Genomic DNA, 19595 nt, shown 5'->3' on the forward strand with positions numbered 1-19595 from the left:
CCCCAAAAGATTGACCATCTATGACACCCCCCTGCACCCAAGAATATGCCCCATATTTTGAGCATTATATTCAAATAGCCCTCCAACATGGCGATTTGACCCATACATTGAAGTCACAAATGGGCGAAGTTCAATTGCTCTTTGGTGGCTTATCCGATGAAATGGCCCATTTTCGTTACGCAGATACTAAATGGAGCCTGAAAGAAGTACTCGGACACCTCACAGACACCGAACAGATTTTTGCTTATCGGGCACTCCGCATTGCAAGAGGCGACCAGACAAATTTGCCCGGATTCGACGAAAACCAATATGTGGCCTGTGCCCGTTTTAATAAATTCTCGATGGGCCGTTTAGTGGCACGTTTTATACATATGCGAAGGGCCAGTTTAGATCTAATAACCACGTTCAATCCGGATGAGGTTGTACGAATGGGTATCTCCAATGGCCATTCTACCAGTGTACGCGCCCTTGCCTATATGATGGCGGGCCATGTAGAACATCATATGGAAGTGGTTCGGGTACGATACCTCAATATTTTATCTACTACCAGCAGCATACAATCATCAGCGGTTTAGCGAATCCCTTCAAAATAATAACGTGCTTCTTCTACCAAGTGTGGTAAGACAAAAAGTACCACCTGATCTCCTTCGTGTATCTGCGTATTGGCAGTGGCCACTTCAGCTTTGTCCCCACTTTGGACATATCCAATCACCATCCCCCTTGGTAAAATCAGTGAACGGAGTGGTCCTTTGGTAATAGAAGCTCGCTCCCCCGCAACCAATTCCAATATCTCGGCGTCCACATCTGGAACAGCTGCAATACTGTTTTGCCCTTGGCTACGGATAAAGTTCATGATGTCTCGCGAAGTTGCATAATTTGCATTTACCATAGAATCCAATTCTACTGCATTGGTAAGGGGTATATAACTGCTCTGCGAGACCCCCGCAATCGTTTTTTTAACCCCATAGTGGGCGGCCAACAGGCTGGTCATCAGGTTCAATTCGGCATCATCGGTAACAGCAACCAAAACATCAACACTGTCTAAGCCTTCCGATGTCAACATGTCTATATTGTACAAAGGCGCATGGATGATCAGTACATGCTCCAGTTCATTGGAGATTTTCTCGGCGCGGTTGCGGTCTGGCTCAATCATTTTGATGTGCTTCCGGCGGTCTCGTCCTCCGCCCACATAGAGATTATTAAGCACCCTGGCAACATTTCGGGAAACCTCCGAATTCCCCAGAATCATAATGTCCTGAACCTGTTGTTCGGTGTTTCCGGTAAGCTTAATAACAGCTGGTACGTCATCGGATTTTGCTAGGAAAAACAGGTGATCATTTCGCTTTAGGATGGTATCGGCTTGTGGAATCAAGGTCTGGGTATTCCGTTGTATCACCACTAAACGGAAAGTTGCATGGGCGTTACTCATCACCATCTGGCGCACGGTCTGATTAATCAGTTCCTTAGAGGTCAACCGAAGGCCAATCAACATAACCTGTCCGTCTGCAAATGGGGTAATATCGGTAGCTCCAGCCCGCCGCATAAGCCGTAGAATTTGGTTTGCCGTACTTTCCTCTGGATGCACCACATAGTCTATATCCCATTCGGCAAATGGGGCTTGCTCGAACATCTCCGCTGAAAATAAACAGGCGATGGTACGCACCTGCTCATTCATACGCTTGGTGAGCATGCACGCAATAATGTTATTCTGTTCATCCCCTGTAACCGCAATCACATAATCGGCCCGGTTCACACCTGAAATCCGTAAATCGGAAACAGAGGTGCCATATCCTTGATGGGTAAAAACTTCCAACTGATCCCGAACATTTTGTAAACGATCGTCGGATTCATCGAGCACCGTTACTTCGTGGTTCTCGTTACTAAGCATCCGGGCTATTTCAACGCCAATTTGCGTAGCCCCTATTACGACAACTTTCATGATGGTTTGTGTGGAACAATGGGTATGGCATTTTCGGAATGGTGGGAGGTATCCGAAGATAAGCCAAACCGCCACGAATCAAAACAGCACGTTGGTTTTTGGCAACCGCAAGCACCTTATAACATCATATTTTCGCAAAGCCAACACCTGTGCCTCTTGGCAGTACCCTTCCTGAAGACAGTAAGTTTGTCTTGATCCCCCGATTAGATCAGCCCACGATTGACGAAAGAAGTAAAAGATCGTCCGGCGATAATAAGGTGGTCATGAACCCGTACATCCATGATTTTACCTGCCTCCACTAATTTTTGGGTCACTTTAATGTCTTCCCGACTTGGTTCCGGATTTCCAGAAGGATGATTGTGCAGACAAATAATGCCCGTTGCTTTTTCCAAAAGGGCATGTCGGAAGACTTCCCGAACATCCACGAGGCTTGCCGCCAATCCACCCCGGTGAATTTCTTTGTCGCCCAGGATTCGGTTTGAAGAATTTAACAAGACCACCCGAAATATTTCTACGGGTAAATCCCGCATCCGTGGCCCATAAATACGTGCGACATCCTCCGGTCCGGTGATTTTAGGCCGCTCTTCCGGGATTTCGGCCTCTACCCGTTTACCAATCTCGAATGCGGCCAACAACTGGGAGGCTTTGGCCGTACCGATGCCCTTCATTCCCGTTAATTCCTTTAAACTCCTATGCGAAAGGCCACCCAACGTTTTATATTCGTTTAACAACTGTTGTCCTAACTGCAACGCAGAAAGAGAACCCGATTTCGTGGTTGTCCCATTACCAAAAATCAAGGCAATCAGTTCGGAATCGGATAAATTTCTTACCCCACCCACCACCAACTTTTCCCTTGGTCTGTCTGAAACATGCCATTGGTGGATGGGGAGGTATGGGCGAACCTCAGTTTGATCTGGCAGGGCCTCTTGTTGTGTGTCCTTTGCTTCGTAGGGAACGGATTTCATGGATTGTTGTATCTAAGTTCAAAAAATACCCGATTTAGCATTTCAGACAAGATGCAGCATAATTTTATAACCTACTACGGCGAAAAACTTCCCATCTTTTTGGCATTTCTATTGGTATGGTTGCTCTCATCCTGCCAAGCGCCCCCCGACACCGCATCTGCAACAGCCATTAAAACCCGTGAAACCGTTTCAGAAAGAAATAATCGGTTCCGAGAAGCGATCCAAAGCAGAAATCCCGCACAAATAGCAGCCTTATATACCTCCCAAGCACGATTTTCCGCTCCCAATCAAGGTTTTGTTGTTGGTAAAAACCATTTGGAAGGATGGTGGAAAAAACAGATAGATGAGGTGTTGGACCTGCGCAAACAAAGCCTTACAGTGAATGGCAATGAATTCATGATTTATGAAACAGGGCTGGCCTATTGGAAAGTACGGTCACACCTGTCCCTACGAAAATGGCGGGTAACCGCCTATCTTCAGGTTTGGCGGGTACAATCTGACGGGATGTTCTTGCTCGATGCCGAAGTTTGGAACTTTCACAGGCCCCATCTTATTGACGAAGACAAAATTCCACGATTTTAACCATGCCCGAAGCGATAGAACCTGATTGGGAAACCCTGGCACAGGCAAATTGGCACCGAAAAAAATGGCGACGCAGCGAAGCCTCGTGTAGTATTTGCTGTGTTTATGGTACACCAATTCATTATGAAGGGACGTATTACTTACGACCCGCTTATACAGATGGGCAACGCTGGATGAGCGCCCGTGCATATCGGGAAATGTGTTATAGAGTGGGGCAGCACTTTTCCAATCGGTATGGGCGAGGTGAAGCAACAAAAAGCCCCGCCACCGAGAAGATGGACGGGGATCTATAAGCCAAAATAAGTGCCTTAATTTGAAAACTTAGGCAATTCTTCGCCGCCATGATATTTGGCGTGTAATTCGCGGGCTTGACGTGCCCACTCCTCCCGCTCGATACGATCTGGAAACGCACCAAATGTTGCACCAACCTCTTTAATGTTGTCTTTCGTGAGTGCAGCCACTTGACGGAAGGTATAAATGCCATAGGCATTAAGCTTTTTCTCCAAGAAGGGGCCTACCCCCACAATTTCTTTTAGGTCTTCTTTTTCCCCAACTCCGGCACGCGGCATCCATGTGGGCAATTCAGGAGGTGCAGACGGGAGACCTTCGTCTTCTTCCGTAAACGCTGTAAATCCAGAAACCACAGTGGCACCCCCCGAAGGGAACGCTGGCATGACGGATGTGGGGGCAGATGCCGCAAGTTCGGTGTTTGCACGTGTAAGGCCGACCACTTTATCATTGCAAGCTGAAAGGTCCGCAGAAAGTCTGTTTACTTTGCTACGAAGACCACTTAGTTCTTCGTCTTTGGAAGACAACTTAGCCCGAAGGTCTGCTTCCAAGTTACGCCAATGGGTATCATCTGCCGGGACTTCTTGAACCGTTTCTTTCCGGCGGCTCCAAATCCACCAGCCAATCAAAAGGCCCAATAAAAAAGCAAGCAGGAGACAAATAAGTATTTCAGACCAAAGTAACGTCATGATATTTCAAAGTTTAGAAGGTGACAAAGGGATGGTTTAGGTTAACGCAAGACAAACATTACGCGCCTGTTCTTCTGACGACCCGAAGCGGTTTTATTATCCGCTACGGGATTGGATTGACCATAGCCCTTGGCCGTCAACCGATCTGGATTGGGGACTCCCTGAGCGACAAGTGCGGCTTTAACTGCTTCGGCCCGTTGCTGGCTGAGGGTCAGGTTTTTCGCTGCATCGCCTTGGCTGTCTGTATGCCCTTGAATTTCAACGGCATTGGCGGCATATTGCTTTAGATAACCCGCTGCCTTGGTGACAAGCGTCATCGAAGCAGGTTTGATCACTGCACTCGCTGTCTCAAACTCAATATTTTGAAGGGTAAGTTCATTTAGGTCGGATTGTAATTGCGTATTTTCAGGGGCCTTAACCACTAAATTATTTTGTATCCTTGCTTTTGGATAGGCCGATTTCGCAGCACTTTCCAACTCTGTCCTTATGGCATCCGACTGCACCTCGCCGTCCAAACTGACCGTATCGCCCGTGATATTCAATTTTCCACCCTTCAATAGCGCTCCTTTGGAGAGAAAAGTTCCAACCAATGGCCCGACATCGGCACCAAAATCAGTAATACCGGGCTTTACAACCAATTGATTTAATACTTTTTCGGCACCAAATTTTTCTTGAGCAGCCTTTAGCACTTTATTTTTCGTGTCTTCATCCGGTACAATTCCAGAAAGAACCACCATGCCATTGGCATCAAAGCCGACATTTAAACTGGCAATCTCTCCGTTATCCGCAGCTAATGAGGTACCGGCAATGGAAAGGTTGTTTTTAATAGGAAACAGAAACCCAGCAGCATGCTGTGCAGCAGCTAGGGCCGCATCAGCAGCCGTTTTTGTAGGAACGCTCCCGGTCAACGTCCCCACTGCCCCGTCAAAAACAGGGGTAACCCCCGTAAATTCCGGCGATTGAAGGTTTGCACTAACCGCCCTTTGTAACTTGGCCTCTATCGCAGAATGATGACAAGAAGTACAAAGAAACGACAATATCAACACCCCCAACAACCCCAGAAGGAGTTTCATCAGGTTAGACATATATTCAATTTGGTTTAAGGGTGGACAAGAATTACAATATGATTAGGTGTTTGGATATAGGAAAAAGTTTAGCTTAGACATAAATTAACCTGAATGCCACTTAATGATCTAAGCCCCCTTTAACCCTTTCTGCATTATAGTACACAACCATAAAGAAAACAATACATTAGGGATAATATTTTACACATAAGTTGTTTGTCTGAACAAATTTTGTAAATTGGTGAAAGATTTTCTTCAGCCCCCCCAAAAAAAATAAGGCATTTATAGAGTAGAACTGTCCTGAAAAAAACGTTGCAAATTTCCCCGAATCCGATCTTCCGGACATGGATCGGCATCAGGGACAAACGCCCTCCCTGTAATTCGTTCAAAGAGTTCCATATACCGCAATGCGACCATTTCGCGAAAGGCTTCGTCTAAGTGTGGCATGTTTTCCCCTGTTTTCCCCTGAAACCCACGTTCCATCAGCCATTCCCGTACAAATTCTTTAGAGAGTTGCCTTGGCGATTCGCCCTTATGCAAAAAGGCTTCATAAGATTCTGCCAAATAATAGCGGGAAGAGTCCGGGGTATGCACTTCATCTGCCACCACAAAACGTCCCATTGGGTCTCTTCCGAATTCGTACTTCGTATCCACCAACAAAAGCCCACGCTCCAGCGCCATTTCGGTACCGCGATTAAACAGGCGCAACGCCATAACCTTCAATGTATCAAACTCCGCTTCGGTCAGGATCCCCAATTCAAGGATTTCTTCACGGCTGATGTCCATATCGTGGCCTTCGGCTGCCTTTGTAGTAGGGGTTAAAATGGGATGGGGGAGTTTTTGGTGTGGAATTAGGCCATCTACTAATGAAACCCCACACAATTCTCGTTTTCCCGTTTGGTACGTTCGGGCTGCATGCCCAGCCAAGTACCCTCTCACGACAAATTCTATCGGCACAATTTGGCACTGCACCCCAATGGTCACATTCGGGTCTGGAACCGCCAATACATGATTGGGCACGACATCGGCGGTATGTTCAAAAAAATACGCAGCCAATTGGTTTAATACCTGCCCTTTAAATGGGATGGCTTCAGCCAGAACATGGTCAAACGCCGAAATACGATCGGTCGAGACCAGAATCAATTTCCCATGTACTGCATAGGTATCTCGGACCTTTCCCCGATACTGGATGCCAAAGTCGCCCAGTTCGGTCTTGACCAATGCATGTTCCATATGATCCTGTATGGCAGATTTCAGACTGGGTTCCACCGAGAAGGTGGCCTTTTGGCGGTTCACAAACACAGGCTCTTCAGTTGGTTCAAAGGGAAGTTCTTTTCCAGCAATACGCATTAAGGCAACGGTATATAACACCGCATTCAGGTAGGCTTTTCCATTCTGACCTGTGTTCCTCAGCCGATACCAAGTAGCCTGTTCGTCCCGTAAGAATATCCATTCCGGCATCTCTGGCTGCTCAAACAACTGTATATCTGCGGCAGCACCTTGCGAAGAAACCAGCCAATTTTTGCCCTCAGAAAAAAGGGCATCTTTTTCGGTTCTCGGATCATCTGCATGAAAAACTACCGCGTCTTGATGCCTTACGGTGCGTAACACAACGGATAATGTGGTATCTTCGGGCGATGTGGGCAGAACCAACACCACGTCTGGAGACCATAAACGATGTAGTTTTTGAAACGCAGAAAGTTCGGCTTTGTGCTCGGTTTCACACCCAACCAAGACGACAGCCAGCCGGTGTTCCGGCTTTAGGTCATTTTCCAGATAGAGGGCCACCTCTTCCGGAAAGGTGCAATAATCATGGGTATATAGCATTGGAATATACGCATGCAAGTAGCGAACAAAGGTTAAATAATCTTCTTTGTTTCCCCACACAAATACCCGCCCCAAGTCTTTTCTGGTACGCAAGATGCGTTTAAGATTTCGGATGCTTTTTTTTGAGCTTGATCGTTCTTTCCACCCCATGATACGTGCCGCCATGTTCACCCAAAGCGGAATCGCAATATCGGCAATCACCAATCCTAAAATATAAAATGCCCAACCCATTGCCTTGATAGAAATCCACCACAATGCTCCGCCCATTAGGATCGGAAGTAAAAGAAATACCAGCGATGCTTTAAAGATCCATTTCCTTCTATGCGGGGCTATAGTGGTTAAAGAACAGGCCGGGAACCTTTGTTTTGGTATAAACAAACTGGCAATAACCAGCACCAGCAGACCTGCCACCGCCATATCCCCATGCCCAATAGCAAATGCGGTTCCGCCAGAAACAATCACCCCTAAAATATGACGAATCGCCAAAACCATAGAGGACACCTCTCCCAGCCTGAATCGGAAAACAAAGCGGTCATAGCCAGAAGCAGCCAACAGGTCCACAAATGCGCGAAGTCGGGACACCGAATGACGCAACAGAATCATGGTAGCCACTACTGAAATCGTAACCATAAACATTTTTTGTCCTTCCTTTGAATACTTTGCGGAACGAGACATTTTATTGCAAACAAATATCCATCCGCCTTATTTTGAGCGCATATCGGCCAATCATCCGCGCTTTCAAACGTATATGCCCGATTGATCCCATTGCGTATGATGACGTTTCCCTTCTCGGTTGTTCCGGCAAAATAAGCAACCGAAAGCCGTATTTCGCGGGATAAACAAAATCTTAGGCACCTGATAACCTAAAACCCGAATCGTTTTGATGGAAGAACAATATTTTACCGGTCTGCTGGAGCTCATCGGGGATAAAAAATTTGGATTTGTACGAACCTTGCGCCACGACTTACCTAAAGGTGAGTTGGATCCATTTGTTCCCCCGCCCATGATTAAACGATTCCATTTGCGAGACGGTGTTACCATCGAAGGAACCGCCGTACCGGGTAAAAAAGGGGATATGGTCATTAAGACCGTAGAAAAAGTAATGGGTATTCCAGTTGACCGCTGGGTAAAAATCCCTTTGGATGCAAACGAGCCCACGGTTTACCCCAACGAGAAATGGAATTTAGTCACCAATGCCAAAGACATTCCAATGCGTATGATAGACATTGTTGCGCCTATTGGAAAAGGACAACGTGCGATGGTGGTTTCCCCGCCCCGAAGTGGGAAGACGATGATTTTGCACGGCATTGCACGCGGAATTCATCAAAATCATCCTCAAGCGGCCCTGGTAGCACTCTTGGTGGATGAACGTCCAGAAGAAGTGACTGACTTTAAACGCAACATTCCTGCAATGGTTTTTGCTTCCTCTAACGACCGAGAAGAAGACAACCATGTTCGGGTTTCCACCCTTGCGTTGGAGTACTGCTTGCGCCTAGTAGAAATGCGCCGTGATGTGGTTTTCTTAATTGACTCTCTTACCCGCCTTGGCAGAACGTTCAATCTTTTTAATGCAGGGAGTGGTCGCACGCTTTCAGGTGGTTTAGACTCACGCGCACTCAACATCCCTCGGCGTATATTCGGTGCCGCAAAAAAATTAGAACGAGGAGGCTCGCTAACGATTGTGGCCACCGCACTCACCGATACAGGCAGCCGCATGGATGAGGTGATCTTAGAAGAATTTAAGGGAACGGGCAATTGCGAAATTGTTTTGGACCGCGAAATGGCCAATAAACGCATTTTTCCGGCCATTAATGTGCGACGTTCTGGAACGCGAAACGAAGACCAGTTGCTCGGCGACCTCACCTACCGGCAGCATACACTGATGCGGGTTTTGAACATGCGACACCCTATAGAGGCTGGACAAGCGCTGATTAAACGCATCAACCAAACGAGTTCTAACGAGGAATTGCTGCACGACATTGCCCCAACACGGTAAAAAATACGTAAACAGACACCCTTGAAAGCGACTTTCCAAAAGAAGGCCGCTTTCTTCTTTTTTACCTCACATCGTTTTTGCAGGTGAACGGTCTTATCTTTGGTAAATGCATTCATACAGAACCTTGACCTCCATAACCCATGTCCGAAAAAACGCTCAACAAGTATAGTCGCTTGCTTACCCAAGACGAATCCCTACCCGCTGCCCAATCCATGATCATCGGCTCTGGTGTTCCATATGAAGACCTTGACAAGCCATTCATTGGCATTGGAAGCACGGGCTTCGATGGTAATCCTTGCAATATGCACCTTGCCATGTTTGCTTCTTTGCAAAAGAAAAGTGTACAGGAAGCCGGCATGGTAGGTCTCATCTTTAACACCATTGGTGTTAGTGATGGAATTACCAATGGCAACGACGGAATGCGCTATTCGCTGCCTTCCCGCGAAATTATTGCCGACTCCATCGAATCTATCACGGGCGCGCATTTTTATGACGGCCTGCTCTTTACCGCCGGATGTGATAAAAATATGCCGGGTGCAATCATGGCCATGCTTCGGATGAATCGCCCCGCCATTATGGTGTATGGCGGAACCATCAGTGGTGGTCATTATAAAGGGGAAAAACTAAACATTGTTTCGGCATTCGAAGCATATGGTAAAAAACTTCAGGGCAAAATTAATGAAGAAGACTACCGCGAAATCATCAAAAATGCCTGCCCCGGTCCGGGCGCTTGTGGGGGTATGTACACAGCAAACACCATGAGCTCGGCCATAGAAGCGATGGGCATGAGCCTGCCTTTCAGTTCTTCCAGCCCAGCACGAAGCGAAGCAAAAAGGCGTGAATGCCAAACAGTGGGGGACGCAATCAGGTTGCTAATTGAACAAGATATAAAACCAAAAGACATTATTACACGTGCCTCTTTGCTTAATGCCATGAAGGTGATTACGGTGCTGGGTGGCTCCACCAATGCCGTTTTACACCTAATTGCTATTGCCAGAACAGGAGGCATTGAACTGTGCATGGATGACTTCCAACAGATTTCAAACACCACTCCGCTGCTTGCAGACATGAAACCCAGCGGCAAGTACCTCATGGAAGACCTCTTTCAAATTGGGGGCATTCCTGCTTTGATGAAATTCATGCTCCGCGAAGGCTTATTAGACGGAAGTTGTTTAACGGTTACAGGAAAAACCGTTGCCGAGAACCTAACTAATGTTCCAGATTTTCCGGAAGACCAAGACCTGATTCGCCCGCTTTCAAATCCCATTAAATCAGAAGGGCACATTCAGATTTTGTATGGTAATATTGCAAAAGAAGGAGCTGTAGCAAAAATAACGGGGCACGAAGGCGATCGTTTTGTCGGAAAAGCCATTTGCTTCGACTCAGAGGCCGATCTTAATAATGGCATCTATGATGGCCTTGTTAAACCGGGGCACGTCGTCGTGATCCGATACGTTGGACCAAAAGGTGGACCCGGTATGCCCGAAATGCTGAAACCTACATCGGCCATTATGGGTGCTGGTTTGGGTGACTCGGTAGCCCTAATTACCGACGGGCGCTTTTCGGGCGGAACCCACGGATTCGTGGTCGGCCATGTGACACCCGAAGCGATGGAAGGAGGCGAAATCGCTCTCATCCAAGATGGCGATATCATTGTGCTCGATGCAAAAAACAACAGCATCTCTGTCGAAATTTCAGAAGAAGTGCTCGCAACCCGAAAAGCGGCTTGGAACAAACCACCCTACCGGGTTTCGAGCGGCTATTTGTGGAAATATATCAAGAATGTAGAAAATGCCAGCGAGGGTTGTATCACTGATTTGTAACAAAAAAACAAGGCACGATGAATAAGCGCTTCATCGTGCCTTTCCAACCATAGCCTCTGAGACGGACTTTCATCCCACCGAAAATCTTAAGAGACTATACTATCCACGTTGGCAAATCAAAGACCATATTCCCGGATTATGGTTACAGGTTTTGCGATCAATGACCATACCTTTAGACGCAAAAACAATCATGGTCTATCACCACGTTTGGTAGTACAGATAGTGCTACCAAACCCATAAACCGCTTTCTCTTCGGCCAAATGTACATCCGGCATCGTCCCGCGAAGGTCATGAAGACGGGTGGTATCCGTCAAAGAGCAAAAAAACAAGTCAGAAAACACTAATTATGCTCAAAAGACCGTTGCAAATAGCCTAAAATGCCTCAACGAATAAACAGACAATTCATTTAAGCGGATTGTTACCCACATATTGGTCCGATAACAACAGCACCTTCAACGCTTTTTTCGCATCAACATAGTTACGAATCCCAAAAAAACACATTTCCAAATCTACCTTTCGATGATCGTCTTCCTCGCGAAGTCGTTCAAAAAACACCTCTCCCCATCCATTTGGGTGTACTTCCACTCGAATTTCGGTTTCTGGGTCAGGAAACAGGTCATCGGTATGTGTGATAAAATGGCCCTTTGCAACAACAATGCATCGGCGGTCTGTCACAAAATACCATACTTCTTCATAGGCCATTTCGAGCATCCAGAGCAGTCGCCCAATAGACCACAAAACAAGTCCTATTCCAACCCAATTGGGGAACGTAGGAAATTCACCCCACCTTGGCGGCCAATCGGGGTTGAGCAGCCATAAAAAAACCAAAATAAATACAAGCCATGCCAATGCCAGAAAGAGCGGTTTTCGGAGGTCAAGTAACATGGCTTCCCGAACGCTTGAATCGGCAAAGCGAATTTCTTCTTGCGGTTCCAAGAAATCATCAAGTGCTTTTTGAACAAAAGCAGGAAAGGATAACTGGGTCATACATAAAAAAAGCGGCTCTCTCGAACCGCTTTCAAAATTGGTTGTTTTTAACGGGCCGCCCCCAGTAAATAATCTATGGTATTCAGAAATAGCACTTCGTTGGTACTATACAGCCCTGTTGCTTTATCATCAACAAAACTGCTCACATCAGAGAAAAAAACAGCTGCACCCGCGATGTTCGAGATCACACGGGGTTCAAAGACCACCAAAGCATCTCCTTGCTGGTTTCCAGCAATGCGAAGGGCATTTGAAGGCACACGTGAAAAGCCACCAGACCAATTTTGCGAAAAACTATTTACAATCCCAAAACGGCCATTGGTAACGGCATTGCTTCTGGGTGAAGTCACCGTAACCACACTCATGTCCCGCACCACTCCTCTGCTACTCATATTGAAGGGTGTCAGCAGGCTCTGGTTGGCATCATTAAAGTCAATATGATCCGTCATTACCAAAACCGAACCTCCGTTGGCCACAAAATTGATCAGGTTTTGCCGCTCTGCAACGCTTAAAGCCGTCATCTGTTGACGTTGACCTTTTAAAACGTGCAAAATCAAAAGTTTAACACTGTCTAAATTCTCTGCTGCAAGGGTTTGCAGAGCTACTAAGCGAACTTTAGGAAAGCGCGATAACAATGCCGAACGTGCCTGACTAAACGACGGACTCGTAGCAAAAGACATCCCACCTGTCCGAATGTCATCGAAAGTGCCCACATAAACGGTTTGCTGCATGGGTGGATTTACCGTCGTGGGCGGCGGATTAACCACCGCACTTCCACTCCCGTTAGAATTTGTAACCGGTTTACGCTTGAACAGATTACACCCACTTGTCCACAAAATCAAACTGAGCATACCCAGCATAATAAAAGAGCGATTCAACCTCATAATGGTTCCTGTTTTTTTGGTGGATTGATTGGGGTGGGTATCGTTATCGAAAGCCAAAAGGTTTTTTTCCAGACATTGCCCGTATTAGACTTTACGTTAAATCCCTGTAAATATACTATTCGCATTGTCCGAACTCAATGGGTCGCCTCCACCGGGGACCATGATTGGGTCAATGGAACAACCGAAATCTCTTCCAGATTCACCTCAGAAAGCAACCTTAACCTACCTTGTTCAAATCGTACTGGAAAAGACACCAAATCTTCACGAATTTTCTGATCTGTATTTTCGGTATCCGCATAGTTCTCGTAGTCCGCAAAACGTACCCCCAACCGATCACGCACCCGAACCGCTTTACGAAAACGTGATCCGGTTTCATTGGTATGATAATAGTAAGCCAAGTAGTCCATCGTACCGCTACTTTGATGGAACCAATAAATATACCGATCTTGCCAATCTTTGCCACCATTGGAGGGGGTAAAACGAACTTCAATCTTGTGATATGGTTCACCTGCTATTTCTGCCTGCCCCAAATACTCCGACTGTACTGCTTCGTCCGCTAAATTGAATGGCAACAAAGCAAAATAAACCACCGAATTGAGATCAGTTTCTATTTTCGCTTTTACCTTTTCATCTAGTAGCTGCGGTTTGCCATTGATGGATTGGGTGATGCCACTATTCGACAGGGTTTCTTCTACCGTTCCAGCAGCGTCTGTATAACGTCTTTTGTAGAGAAATAACCCATCAAAGCGTCGAACCTCAAAAGATTTTCCTCGGAACACGAACCGCACAATTGCACGTTTGAGCATTTCGGACCCATGTGCTTTTCGGGCTTGCCAAAGGATTTCTTTTGCTTCAGGAGGATTTGAGGGCCGACATCCTGTAATACCAACCAAAACCAGAAGCATACCCATCCCATACATAGACAAGTGAGAAGCCAAACAATGCCGCACTTTATTCATCTGAATTACCCGTAAAAATGGCTTCATCCACTTCAGGATTGATCATAACAGCATCCCATTGGGTTTCCTGAATGGCTTTATCATTCGTAAATAACGTAACTTTATGCGGCAAACGTAGGCCACCCGTTTTGCGCCAATCTCCGAAATTCCAATAAACTGCGGATCGTTGCGGGTTGCTTTGGTCTGCCAAAATCAAGGTAATGGGGCGGCCTGTTTCGGTTTCCAAATAGAGCTGAACCACCTCTTTTTCCCCTGGTGGGAGAATGAGCACAACGTCCACAGGTTTTTCTTCGACGGTACTTGTACCAGCAAATTCAACCTTAAGAGACGGGTCATTGGCATGTATGAAAAGGAATGGCAATTCGGCCCACAACAAGGAACGCATCCGCCGGGCCTCGGCACGAGGTAATTCAAATCGTACCCCATTCACCACGTGGAAAGCCTGTTCGCCGACTAGAATTTCGGAGGCCAATTGTCCCGTCATATACATACGGGTGGCCACACGGGTCGGAAAAACTTGCACACGATCGGTCTTGACTTCTACTGGGGGAGCCGTTTGAAACATTTTGGAAGTTGCCTGAACCTGTAAAACTTTTAGGGATTTGAAGGCCTCTGGCGATCCACAATATTGCACCGCACGCAGTAAAAGGGCGCGTCCTGCTTCGGAGGCATTGGCCCCTGTCTGTGCCCACATCAATGGGGGAAAGAAGACCAGCAAGCTCCAATAAAGCGTTTTCCGTAATAGGTTCATATGGATATGAGAATAGGATGGTTTGGATGATCTGAAAATTACGTAATTTAGTTTGTCCTTACCATCAATCTTTAACGACTTTAATTAAACAAAAATGGGACGCATAATTCGGTTTCACCCCCTCACCCTTGGTGTAATCTTTCTTTTGACGACGCTAACAAGCTGTACAGATTCTACCCAACCACAACCGCCCGGATCTCAAGCCAAGCAACAGACCCAACTACTGATTTCCAGCCCTGAAGTAAAAAAATGGATTGGAGAACAAAAAGGCAAGGTGGTCTTTCTAAACCTTTGGGCCACTTGGTGTCCGCCTTGCATCCGTGAATTACCTGCCTTGGCCACCTTTGCAGAAAAAAATCCCGATGTGGCGGTCTTGGCCTTGTCATTAGATGACCCCGTAGATAAGGGTGCAGAGGTACAGCAATTCCTTAAAAAAAACAACCTTAAACTTACGTTCAGGCAATTAGATAGCCAAGCACCAGACCAAGACCTGTCTTTTCTGGATCCATCCCTTTCCGATGTCCTCCCAACCACTTATGTCATTCGTAAAGACGGATCGGTGATGGTAGGCGTACAGGGTGAACAAAGCCTACTGGCCTTTCAAGCTCTTTTGGCACAAGCCATAGGTTCATAATTTACAAACACGTTTTTTCTAACCATTATGAGAGCATTGTCCGACTTTCCGGATGCCCATCTTCGCATATTTCAAAGACCCGAAGTTCCCCCTGCTTCCGAAATCCAATCGGTATATCTTATTGGTATTTGCGGCACAGGAATGGGCTCGATGGCAGGATTGTTCAAAGAGGCTGGCTACCATGTATCTGGCGCAGATGAGGCCGCATGGCCTCCGATGAGTACACGACTGCGCGAGATGGGCGTGGACTTCCATGAAGGCTATGATGAAGCCCATTTGACCCCCCCGCCCGACTTGATTATCACGGGCAATGCCTGTATTCCTACCCACCCAGAAGCCCAGTATGCACGCCAAAAAGGGTTGGTACAACAGTCTTTTCCAGAAGCCCTTGCCCACTTCTTCCTCAAAGACAAACGTGCCTTGGTTGTGGCAGGAACGCATGGAAAAACCACCACAACGGGTATTCTGGCACATACATTCCTCCATGCGGGCAAAGACCCTGGATACCTGGTGGGGGGTGTGATGACCAACACCGGAACCAGCTATCAGGTTGGAAAAGGTACTCATTTTATCGTCGAAGGAGACGAATACGACAGTGCGTATTTCGACAAACGTCCAAAATTCCTGCATTATCAGCCCACATGCGCCATTGTGACGGCTATGGAGTATGACCATGCAGATATCTACGACTCCTGGGAGATGTATCGCGAGGCATTTGAACAATTTGCAGGAATTGTGAACCCTAAAGGAACTTTGGCACTTTGTGGCGACGAAGAGGCTGTACGGAACATTGCCCCATTTACCCAAGCCCAGATCCGCTATTATGGAGTACATTTCAAGGAGAATCATGTATCTGCGATCAACATCCGACCTGTAGATGGAGGACAATTTTTTACGCCTATCGTGGATGGGTTACCTCTTACTGAAATGTTTTTTCCGATGTCCGGTAAACACAACCTGACCAATGCTCTCGGCGTTTTGACCATTGCGCTGGCAGAAGGCTTAACACCTGAAGAAATTGCCGCTGCCTTTTTATCCTTTAAAGGACTGAAGCGGCGTCAGGAAGTGCGCGGTATCGAAAATGACGTGGTTGTAATAGATGATTTTGCCCACCACCCCACTGCGGTTGAAGCCACCCTCTCCGCCATACGGGAGCACTGGCCCAGTCGAAGGGTGATTGCTGTTTTTGAACCTCGTTCTAACTCTAGCCGACGAAAGGTTTTTGAAGATGCCTACGCACAGGCATTTCACCACGCCGATGCTGTTTTCATCAGTGCACCGCCCTTGCGCCATAACGATGACCCTGCTAATTTTATGGATGTACAACAGGTAACCGATCGTATTGGTGCATCTGGCATCAGCGCCGCACATTTCCCCCATGCCGAGGCACTCCTTCCTGCCCTTGTTCAAATGGTTCGCCCAGGTGATGTCGTGCTCATTATGTCTAATGGCGGATTTGGTGGCATCCACGACAAATTGCTCCACATACTTCGGGAAAACACATCGTTTGTACCACGTAAAGAAGGGTAATCGGACTAATTTTTACCTATAAACCATTTACATAGCAAAGAGCAATGTCCTATTTTTTACGGCTATTATATTCTTTTTACGCCCCTTCTTCCTTTTGCGTTCACAGATGTGCAATTGCGTAACCTAATACTGTATATTTCAGTCTTTCATTCGTCACAATCCCAAATTTATTATCCAATGAAACGACTCTTTTTTCTTTTGATTGCACTGTCGGTATCTGTACCGGTATTTGCTCAACCTACCATACCGGACTATCCGGCACGCTATGACGTGGGCCTCTCGGCGGCCTTCACCAAAAACCGCCGCGAAGCCGTTATGGCCAAATTACCGCCAGATGCCCTTGCACTTTTCCTAAACAATCCGCTCCGCAATCGTTCTAACGATACCGATTTTGAATACCAACCAGACAGGAACACCTATTACCTCACGGGCTCTCATGAAGAAGGAACCTTTTTGCTCCTTGCACCCAGTGGCGTAGAAGTGGATGGCAAAACGGTAAAAGAAATACTTTTTGTCCCCCCCAGAAACCCTCAAACCGAAACGTGGAACGGACGTCTTTTTGGAGCAGATCGGGCAATCAAGGAATTGGGCGTTGCCCACGCTATAGACAATACCCGATTCGAGGAAGTGGTTGGGAAGTTATTGGAAAGCAATAAGTTCAAAATATACCACATGCCTTTTCAAGATGGTCTGGAAGGCGCTGATGCACCCAACCCACGTTGGATGCCTGTCATTACCAAGACCATTACTTATCTAAAAACACAGTTTACCGAACGAAAACTTGCCCCTAACCGCGATCTCTTGCCACAAATTCTACGAGACCTTCGCGGCATTAAGCAACCGGAAGAAATGCAAGTTCTCCAAAAAGCCATAGACATTTCGGCTACGGCACACCTTGAAGCCATGCAAAGCGCAGAGCCAGGCATGTTTGAGTACCAATTAGAAGCAGTGCTTGAATATGTATATCAACTAAACGGTGCTGCCTTCCCCGGATATCCGTCCATTGTTGGAAGCGGTGAAAACACCACCATCCTCCACTACAATACCAATCGCCGTCAGATCAAAGATGGAGACATGGTCTTAATTGATGCCGCTGCCGAATATATGGGCTATACCGCCGACATTACCCGAACCTTCCCCGCAAACGGGAAATTCACCCCTGAACAAAAAGCCATCTACGAATTGTGTTTGAAGGCACAAAATGCCGCTGCCGAGGCAGGCAAAATCGGCACTCCGCTCAATCAATTGTCTATCGTAGCACACAATGTCATTGCTGATGGGTTGATGGAAATGGGGCTACTAAAAGAACGTAGCAAGTTCCGGAATTTCACCCTACACGGAGTTGCGCACCATATTGGATTAGATGTGCATGATTGGGGCGGCAATAAAATCGAAGAAGGCATGGTCTTTACCATCGAGCCAGGTATTTATATCAAACCATCTGAAGACGTGGACCCTAAGTGGTGGAATATTGGCGTAAGGATTGAAGATGATTACCTTGCCACGAAAGACGGGTTGAAGCTCTTGTCTGGTATTGCACCCCGTTCGGTTTCAGACATAGAAGCAGCTATGCGCAAGAAAGGAATCGGCAACCTTTCCAACGGAAAACTTTCCGGCAAATAGTACACGTAAACAAGAAATATCCATGGCGTACTTGTTAACCTTATGACAAGTACGCCATTTTTATTATTAACCAGACACCTGCCTATCCTATGCCATCTTATGAAGCATGTCCACCACAGGTACAATATGTTTGGCTTGTTGCATGATGTAGAAATGGACATTATGCCCATTCGAGAGTAATTCTTCCGCCTGACGTATCGCCCAACGCATTCCAATTTCGGGCACTTGCTCTTTTGTTGCAGCTTCCACTTCCATCACCAAGGGTTCCGGTAATTCTAAATAAAAACTCTTTGGCAATGATTTAAGATGGGTTTTACTTGTCAGTACCTTTAGACCCGGAATAATGGGAACCGTAATACCTGCTGCCCTACAGGCATCCACAAAGGCAAAAAAATGACGATTCTCAAAAAACATCTGCGTCACAATATAATCTGCACCCGCCTCCACTTTTAGCTTAAGATGCTGAATATCCCGCTGCATATTGGGCGCTTCAAAGTGCTTTTCCGGATAACCCGCCACCCCAATACAAAAATCTGTTTTGGCAGCATCCAACATTTCTTCCAAATATTCTCCTCTATTCATCGCGGTAATCTGATGAACCAAATCGGCTGCATAAGTATTTCTTGACCGATTACTAGCAAGCGGTTTTAAAAATCCATGATGGTCTCCCCGTAACGCCAAAACATTTTGAATGCCAAGATAGTTTAGCTCAATCAGAGCATCCTCCGTTTCCTCTCTGGTAAATCCTTCACAAAGCAAGTGGGGAACCGTCTCAATTCCGAACTTGCTCTTGATTGCGGCACAAAGTCCCAATGTTCCAGGACGTTTACGCTTCACCGTTCGTTTAACCACCCCGTTTGCCAATTCCTCGAACTGAACCTCCGCTGCATGACTCGTCACATCTATAAACGGCGGAGTGTATTTTTGCAAAGGTTCAATCAGTTCAAATATCTGTTGAATAGTTCCACCACGTTTTGGGGGAATAATTTCATATGAGACCAAGGGATTTTTGGCACGCTGAATGATGTCTATTACTTTCATAATATCTTTTTTTGTA

18 protein-coding genes are annotated in these 19595 nt (G+C 46.6%); 8 read left to right on the forward strand and 10 right to left on the reverse strand.

What is annotated here, in order from left to right; genetic code table 11:
* Positions 1–20 precede the first annotated feature (20 nt).
* The gene (locus JNN12_16865) at positions 21–575 is read left to right on the forward strand and encodes a DinB family protein (GenBank protein ID MBL7980012.1); all 555 of its coding nucleotides are present in this window, start codon (positions 21–23) and stop codon (positions 573–575) included.
* Here the strand turns inward: JNN12_16865 and trkA are convergent.
* Together trkA and radC are read right to left on the reverse strand one after the other, a co-directional pair.
* A complete protein-coding gene (gene trkA / locus JNN12_16870; protein ID MBL7980013.1) occupies positions 572–1939 on the reverse strand; it encodes a Trk system potassium transporter TrkA in 1368 nt (455 codons plus the stop codon). The two genes, JNN12_16865 and trkA, sit on opposite strands and share 4 nt — an antisense overlap.
* A gap of 203 nt (positions 1940–2142) precedes the next feature.
* On the reverse strand, positions 2143–2904 hold the full coding sequence (gene radC / locus JNN12_16875; GenBank protein MBL7980014.1) for a DNA repair protein RadC: 762 nt from the start codon (positions 2902–2904) through the stop codon (positions 2143–2145).
* Between the two features lie 51 nt (positions 2905–2955).
* On the opposite strand from radC, the gene JNN12_16880 reads away from it, so the two are divergent.
* Both JNN12_16880 and JNN12_16885 read left to right on the forward strand, forming a co-directional pair.
* Positions 2956–3486 carry a hypothetical protein gene (locus JNN12_16880; GenBank protein ID MBL7980015.1) on the forward strand — a complete coding sequence of 177 codons (531 nt, stop codon included), beginning with the start codon at positions 2956–2958 and terminating at the stop codon, positions 3484–3486.
* Between the two features lie 2 nt (positions 3487–3488).
* On the forward strand, positions 3489–3779 hold the full coding sequence (locus JNN12_16885) for a hypothetical protein (protein MBL7980016.1): 291 nt from the start codon (positions 3489–3491) through the stop codon (positions 3777–3779).
* Positions 3780–3794: 15 nt separating this feature from the next.
* Here JNN12_16885 and JNN12_16890 read toward each other — a convergent pair whose 3' ends face one another.
* The 3 genes from JNN12_16890 to JNN12_16900 form a co-directional block, all read right to left on the reverse strand.
* Positions 3795–4463 carry a hypothetical protein gene (locus JNN12_16890; GenBank protein MBL7980017.1) on the reverse strand — a complete coding sequence of 223 codons (669 nt, stop codon included), beginning with the start codon at positions 4461–4463 and terminating at the stop codon, positions 3795–3797.
* Positions 4464–4504: 41 nt separating this feature from the next.
* A complete protein-coding gene (locus JNN12_16895) occupies positions 4505–5548 on the reverse strand; it encodes an OmpA family protein (protein ID MBL7980018.1) in 1044 nt (347 codons plus the stop codon).
* Positions 5549–5809: 261 nt separating this feature from the next.
* Positions 5810–6877 carry a phosphoribosylaminoimidazolesuccinocarboxamide synthase gene (locus JNN12_16900; protein ID MBL7980019.1) on the reverse strand — a complete coding sequence of 356 codons (1068 nt, stop codon included), beginning with the start codon at positions 6875–6877 and terminating at the stop codon, positions 5810–5812.
* Positions 6878–8237: 1360 nt separating this feature from the next.
* Between JNN12_16900 and rho the strand changes: the two genes are divergently transcribed.
* The gene (rho, locus tag JNN12_16905; protein ID MBL7980020.1) at positions 8238–9350 is read left to right on the forward strand and encodes a transcription termination factor Rho; all 1113 of its coding nucleotides are present in this window, start codon (positions 8238–8240) and stop codon (positions 9348–9350) included.
* 140 nt (positions 9351–9490) lie between these two features.
* A complete protein-coding gene (ilvD, locus tag JNN12_16910; GenBank protein ID MBL7980021.1) occupies positions 9491–11173 on the forward strand; it encodes a dihydroxy-acid dehydratase in 1683 nt (560 codons plus the stop codon).
* Positions 11174–11575: 402 nt separating this feature from the next.
* Here ilvD and JNN12_16915 read toward each other — a convergent pair whose 3' ends face one another.
* The 4 genes from JNN12_16915 to JNN12_16930 form a co-directional block, all read right to left on the reverse strand.
* Positions 11576–12160: a hypothetical protein gene (locus JNN12_16915; GenBank protein MBL7980022.1), complete on the reverse strand. Its 585-nt coding sequence runs from the start codon at positions 12158–12160 to the stop codon at positions 11576–11578.
* A gap of 47 nt (positions 12161–12207) precedes the next feature.
* Entirely contained in the window at positions 12208–13098 is an 891-nt protein-coding gene (locus JNN12_16920; GenBank protein MBL7980023.1) for a hypothetical protein, read from the reverse strand.
* Positions 13099–13175: 77 nt separating this feature from the next.
* Positions 13176–14027 carry a hypothetical protein gene (locus tag JNN12_16925; protein MBL7980024.1) on the reverse strand — a complete coding sequence of 284 codons (852 nt, stop codon included), beginning with the start codon at positions 14025–14027 and terminating at the stop codon, positions 13176–13178.
* Complete coding sequence (locus JNN12_16930) at positions 13993–14751, reverse strand: hypothetical protein (protein MBL7980025.1); 759 nt, start codon at positions 14749–14751, stop codon at positions 13993–13995. Before JNN12_16930 ends, JNN12_16925 begins: the two co-directional genes overlap by 35 nt.
* A 94-nt stretch (positions 14752–14845) precedes the next feature.
* Between JNN12_16930 and JNN12_16935 the strand changes: the two genes are divergently transcribed.
* From JNN12_16935 to JNN12_16945, 3 genes are all read left to right on the forward strand, one after another.
* Positions 14846–15385: a TlpA family protein disulfide reductase gene (locus tag JNN12_16935; protein ID MBL7980026.1), complete on the forward strand. Its 540-nt coding sequence runs from the start codon at positions 14846–14848 to the stop codon at positions 15383–15385.
* A gap of 27 nt (positions 15386–15412) precedes the next feature.
* Positions 15413–16915 (forward strand): UDP-N-acetylmuramate:L-alanyl-gamma-D-glutamyl-meso-diaminopimelate ligase, encoded by a 1503-nt coding sequence (locus JNN12_16940; GenBank protein ID MBL7980027.1) that lies wholly within the window; start codon positions 15413–15415, stop codon positions 16913–16915.
* Positions 16916–17092: 177 nt separating this feature from the next.
* The gene (locus JNN12_16945; GenBank protein MBL7980028.1) at positions 17093–18538 is read left to right on the forward strand and encodes an aminopeptidase P N-terminal domain-containing protein; all 1446 of its coding nucleotides are present in this window, start codon (positions 17093–17095) and stop codon (positions 18536–18538) included.
* An 87-nt stretch (positions 18539–18625) separates the two neighbouring features.
* Here JNN12_16945 and JNN12_16950 read toward each other — a convergent pair whose 3' ends face one another.
* Positions 18626–19579 carry a methylenetetrahydrofolate reductase gene (locus JNN12_16950; GenBank protein MBL7980029.1) on the reverse strand — a complete coding sequence of 318 codons (954 nt, stop codon included), beginning with the start codon at positions 19577–19579 and terminating at the stop codon, positions 18626–18628.
* Positions 19580–19595 lie beyond the last annotated feature (16 nt).

The organism is Bacteroidetes Order II. bacterium (genome assembly GCA_016788705.1).
In the GTDB taxonomy this organism is placed as follows: Bacteria; Bacteroidota; Rhodothermia; order Rhodothermales; family UBA2364; genus UBA2364.

What these genes read in the sequence shown, in the direction of transcription:
- JNN12_16865 (MBL7980012.1), top strand. Translation starts at nt 21, where the DNA reads ATGACACCCCCCTGCACCCAAGAATATGCCCCATATTTTGAGCATTAT.
- JNN12_16915 (MBL7980022.1), bottom strand. Translation starts at nt 12,160, where the DNA reads ATGACCCAGTTATCCTTTCCTGCTTTTGTTCAAAAAGCACTTGATGAT.
- JNN12_16930 (MBL7980025.1), bottom strand. Translation starts at nt 14,751, where the DNA reads ATGAACCTATTACGGAAAACGCTTTATTGGAGCTTGCTGGTCTTCTTT.
- JNN12_16880 (MBL7980015.1), top strand. Translation starts at nt 2,956, where the DNA reads ATGCAGCATAATTTTATAACCTACTACGGCGAAAAACTTCCCATCTTT.
- ilvD (MBL7980021.1), top strand. Translation starts at nt 9,491, where the DNA reads ATGTCCGAAAAAACGCTCAACAAGTATAGTCGCTTGCTTACCCAAGAC.
- JNN12_16890 (MBL7980017.1), bottom strand. Translation starts at nt 4,463, where the DNA reads ATGACGTTACTTTGGTCTGAAATACTTATTTGTCTCCTGCTTGCTTTT.
- JNN12_16925 (MBL7980024.1), bottom strand. Translation starts at nt 14,027, where the DNA reads ATGAAGCCATTTTTACGGGTAATTCAGATGAATAAAGTGCGGCATTGT.
- JNN12_16945 (MBL7980028.1), top strand. Translation starts at nt 17,093, where the DNA reads ATGAAACGACTCTTTTTTCTTTTGATTGCACTGTCGGTATCTGTACCG.
- JNN12_16885 (MBL7980016.1), top strand. Translation starts at nt 3,489, where the DNA reads ATGCCCGAAGCGATAGAACCTGATTGGGAAACCCTGGCACAGGCAAAT.
- radC (MBL7980014.1), bottom strand. Translation starts at nt 2,904, where the DNA reads ATGAAATCCGTTCCCTACGAAGCAAAGGACACACAACAAGAGGCCCTG.
- JNN12_16940 (MBL7980027.1), top strand. Translation starts at nt 15,413, where the DNA reads ATGAGAGCATTGTCCGACTTTCCGGATGCCCATCTTCGCATATTTCAA.
- JNN12_16935 (MBL7980026.1), top strand. Translation starts at nt 14,846, where the DNA reads ATGGGACGCATAATTCGGTTTCACCCCCTCACCCTTGGTGTAATCTTT.
- JNN12_16895 (MBL7980018.1), bottom strand. Translation starts at nt 5,548, where the DNA reads ATGTCTAACCTGATGAAACTCCTTCTGGGGTTGTTGGGGGTGTTGATA.
- trkA (MBL7980013.1), bottom strand. Translation starts at nt 1,939, where the DNA reads ATGAAAGTTGTCGTAATAGGGGCTACGCAAATTGGCGTTGAAATAGCC.
- JNN12_16950 (MBL7980029.1), bottom strand. Translation starts at nt 19,579, where the DNA reads ATGAAAGTAATAGACATCATTCAGCGTGCCAAAAATCCCTTGGTCTCA.
- rho (MBL7980020.1), top strand. Translation starts at nt 8,238, where the DNA reads ATGGAAGAACAATATTTTACCGGTCTGCTGGAGCTCATCGGGGATAAA.
- JNN12_16900 (MBL7980019.1), bottom strand. Translation starts at nt 6,877, where the DNA reads ATGCGTATTGCTGGAAAAGAACTTCCCTTTGAACCAACTGAAGAGCCT.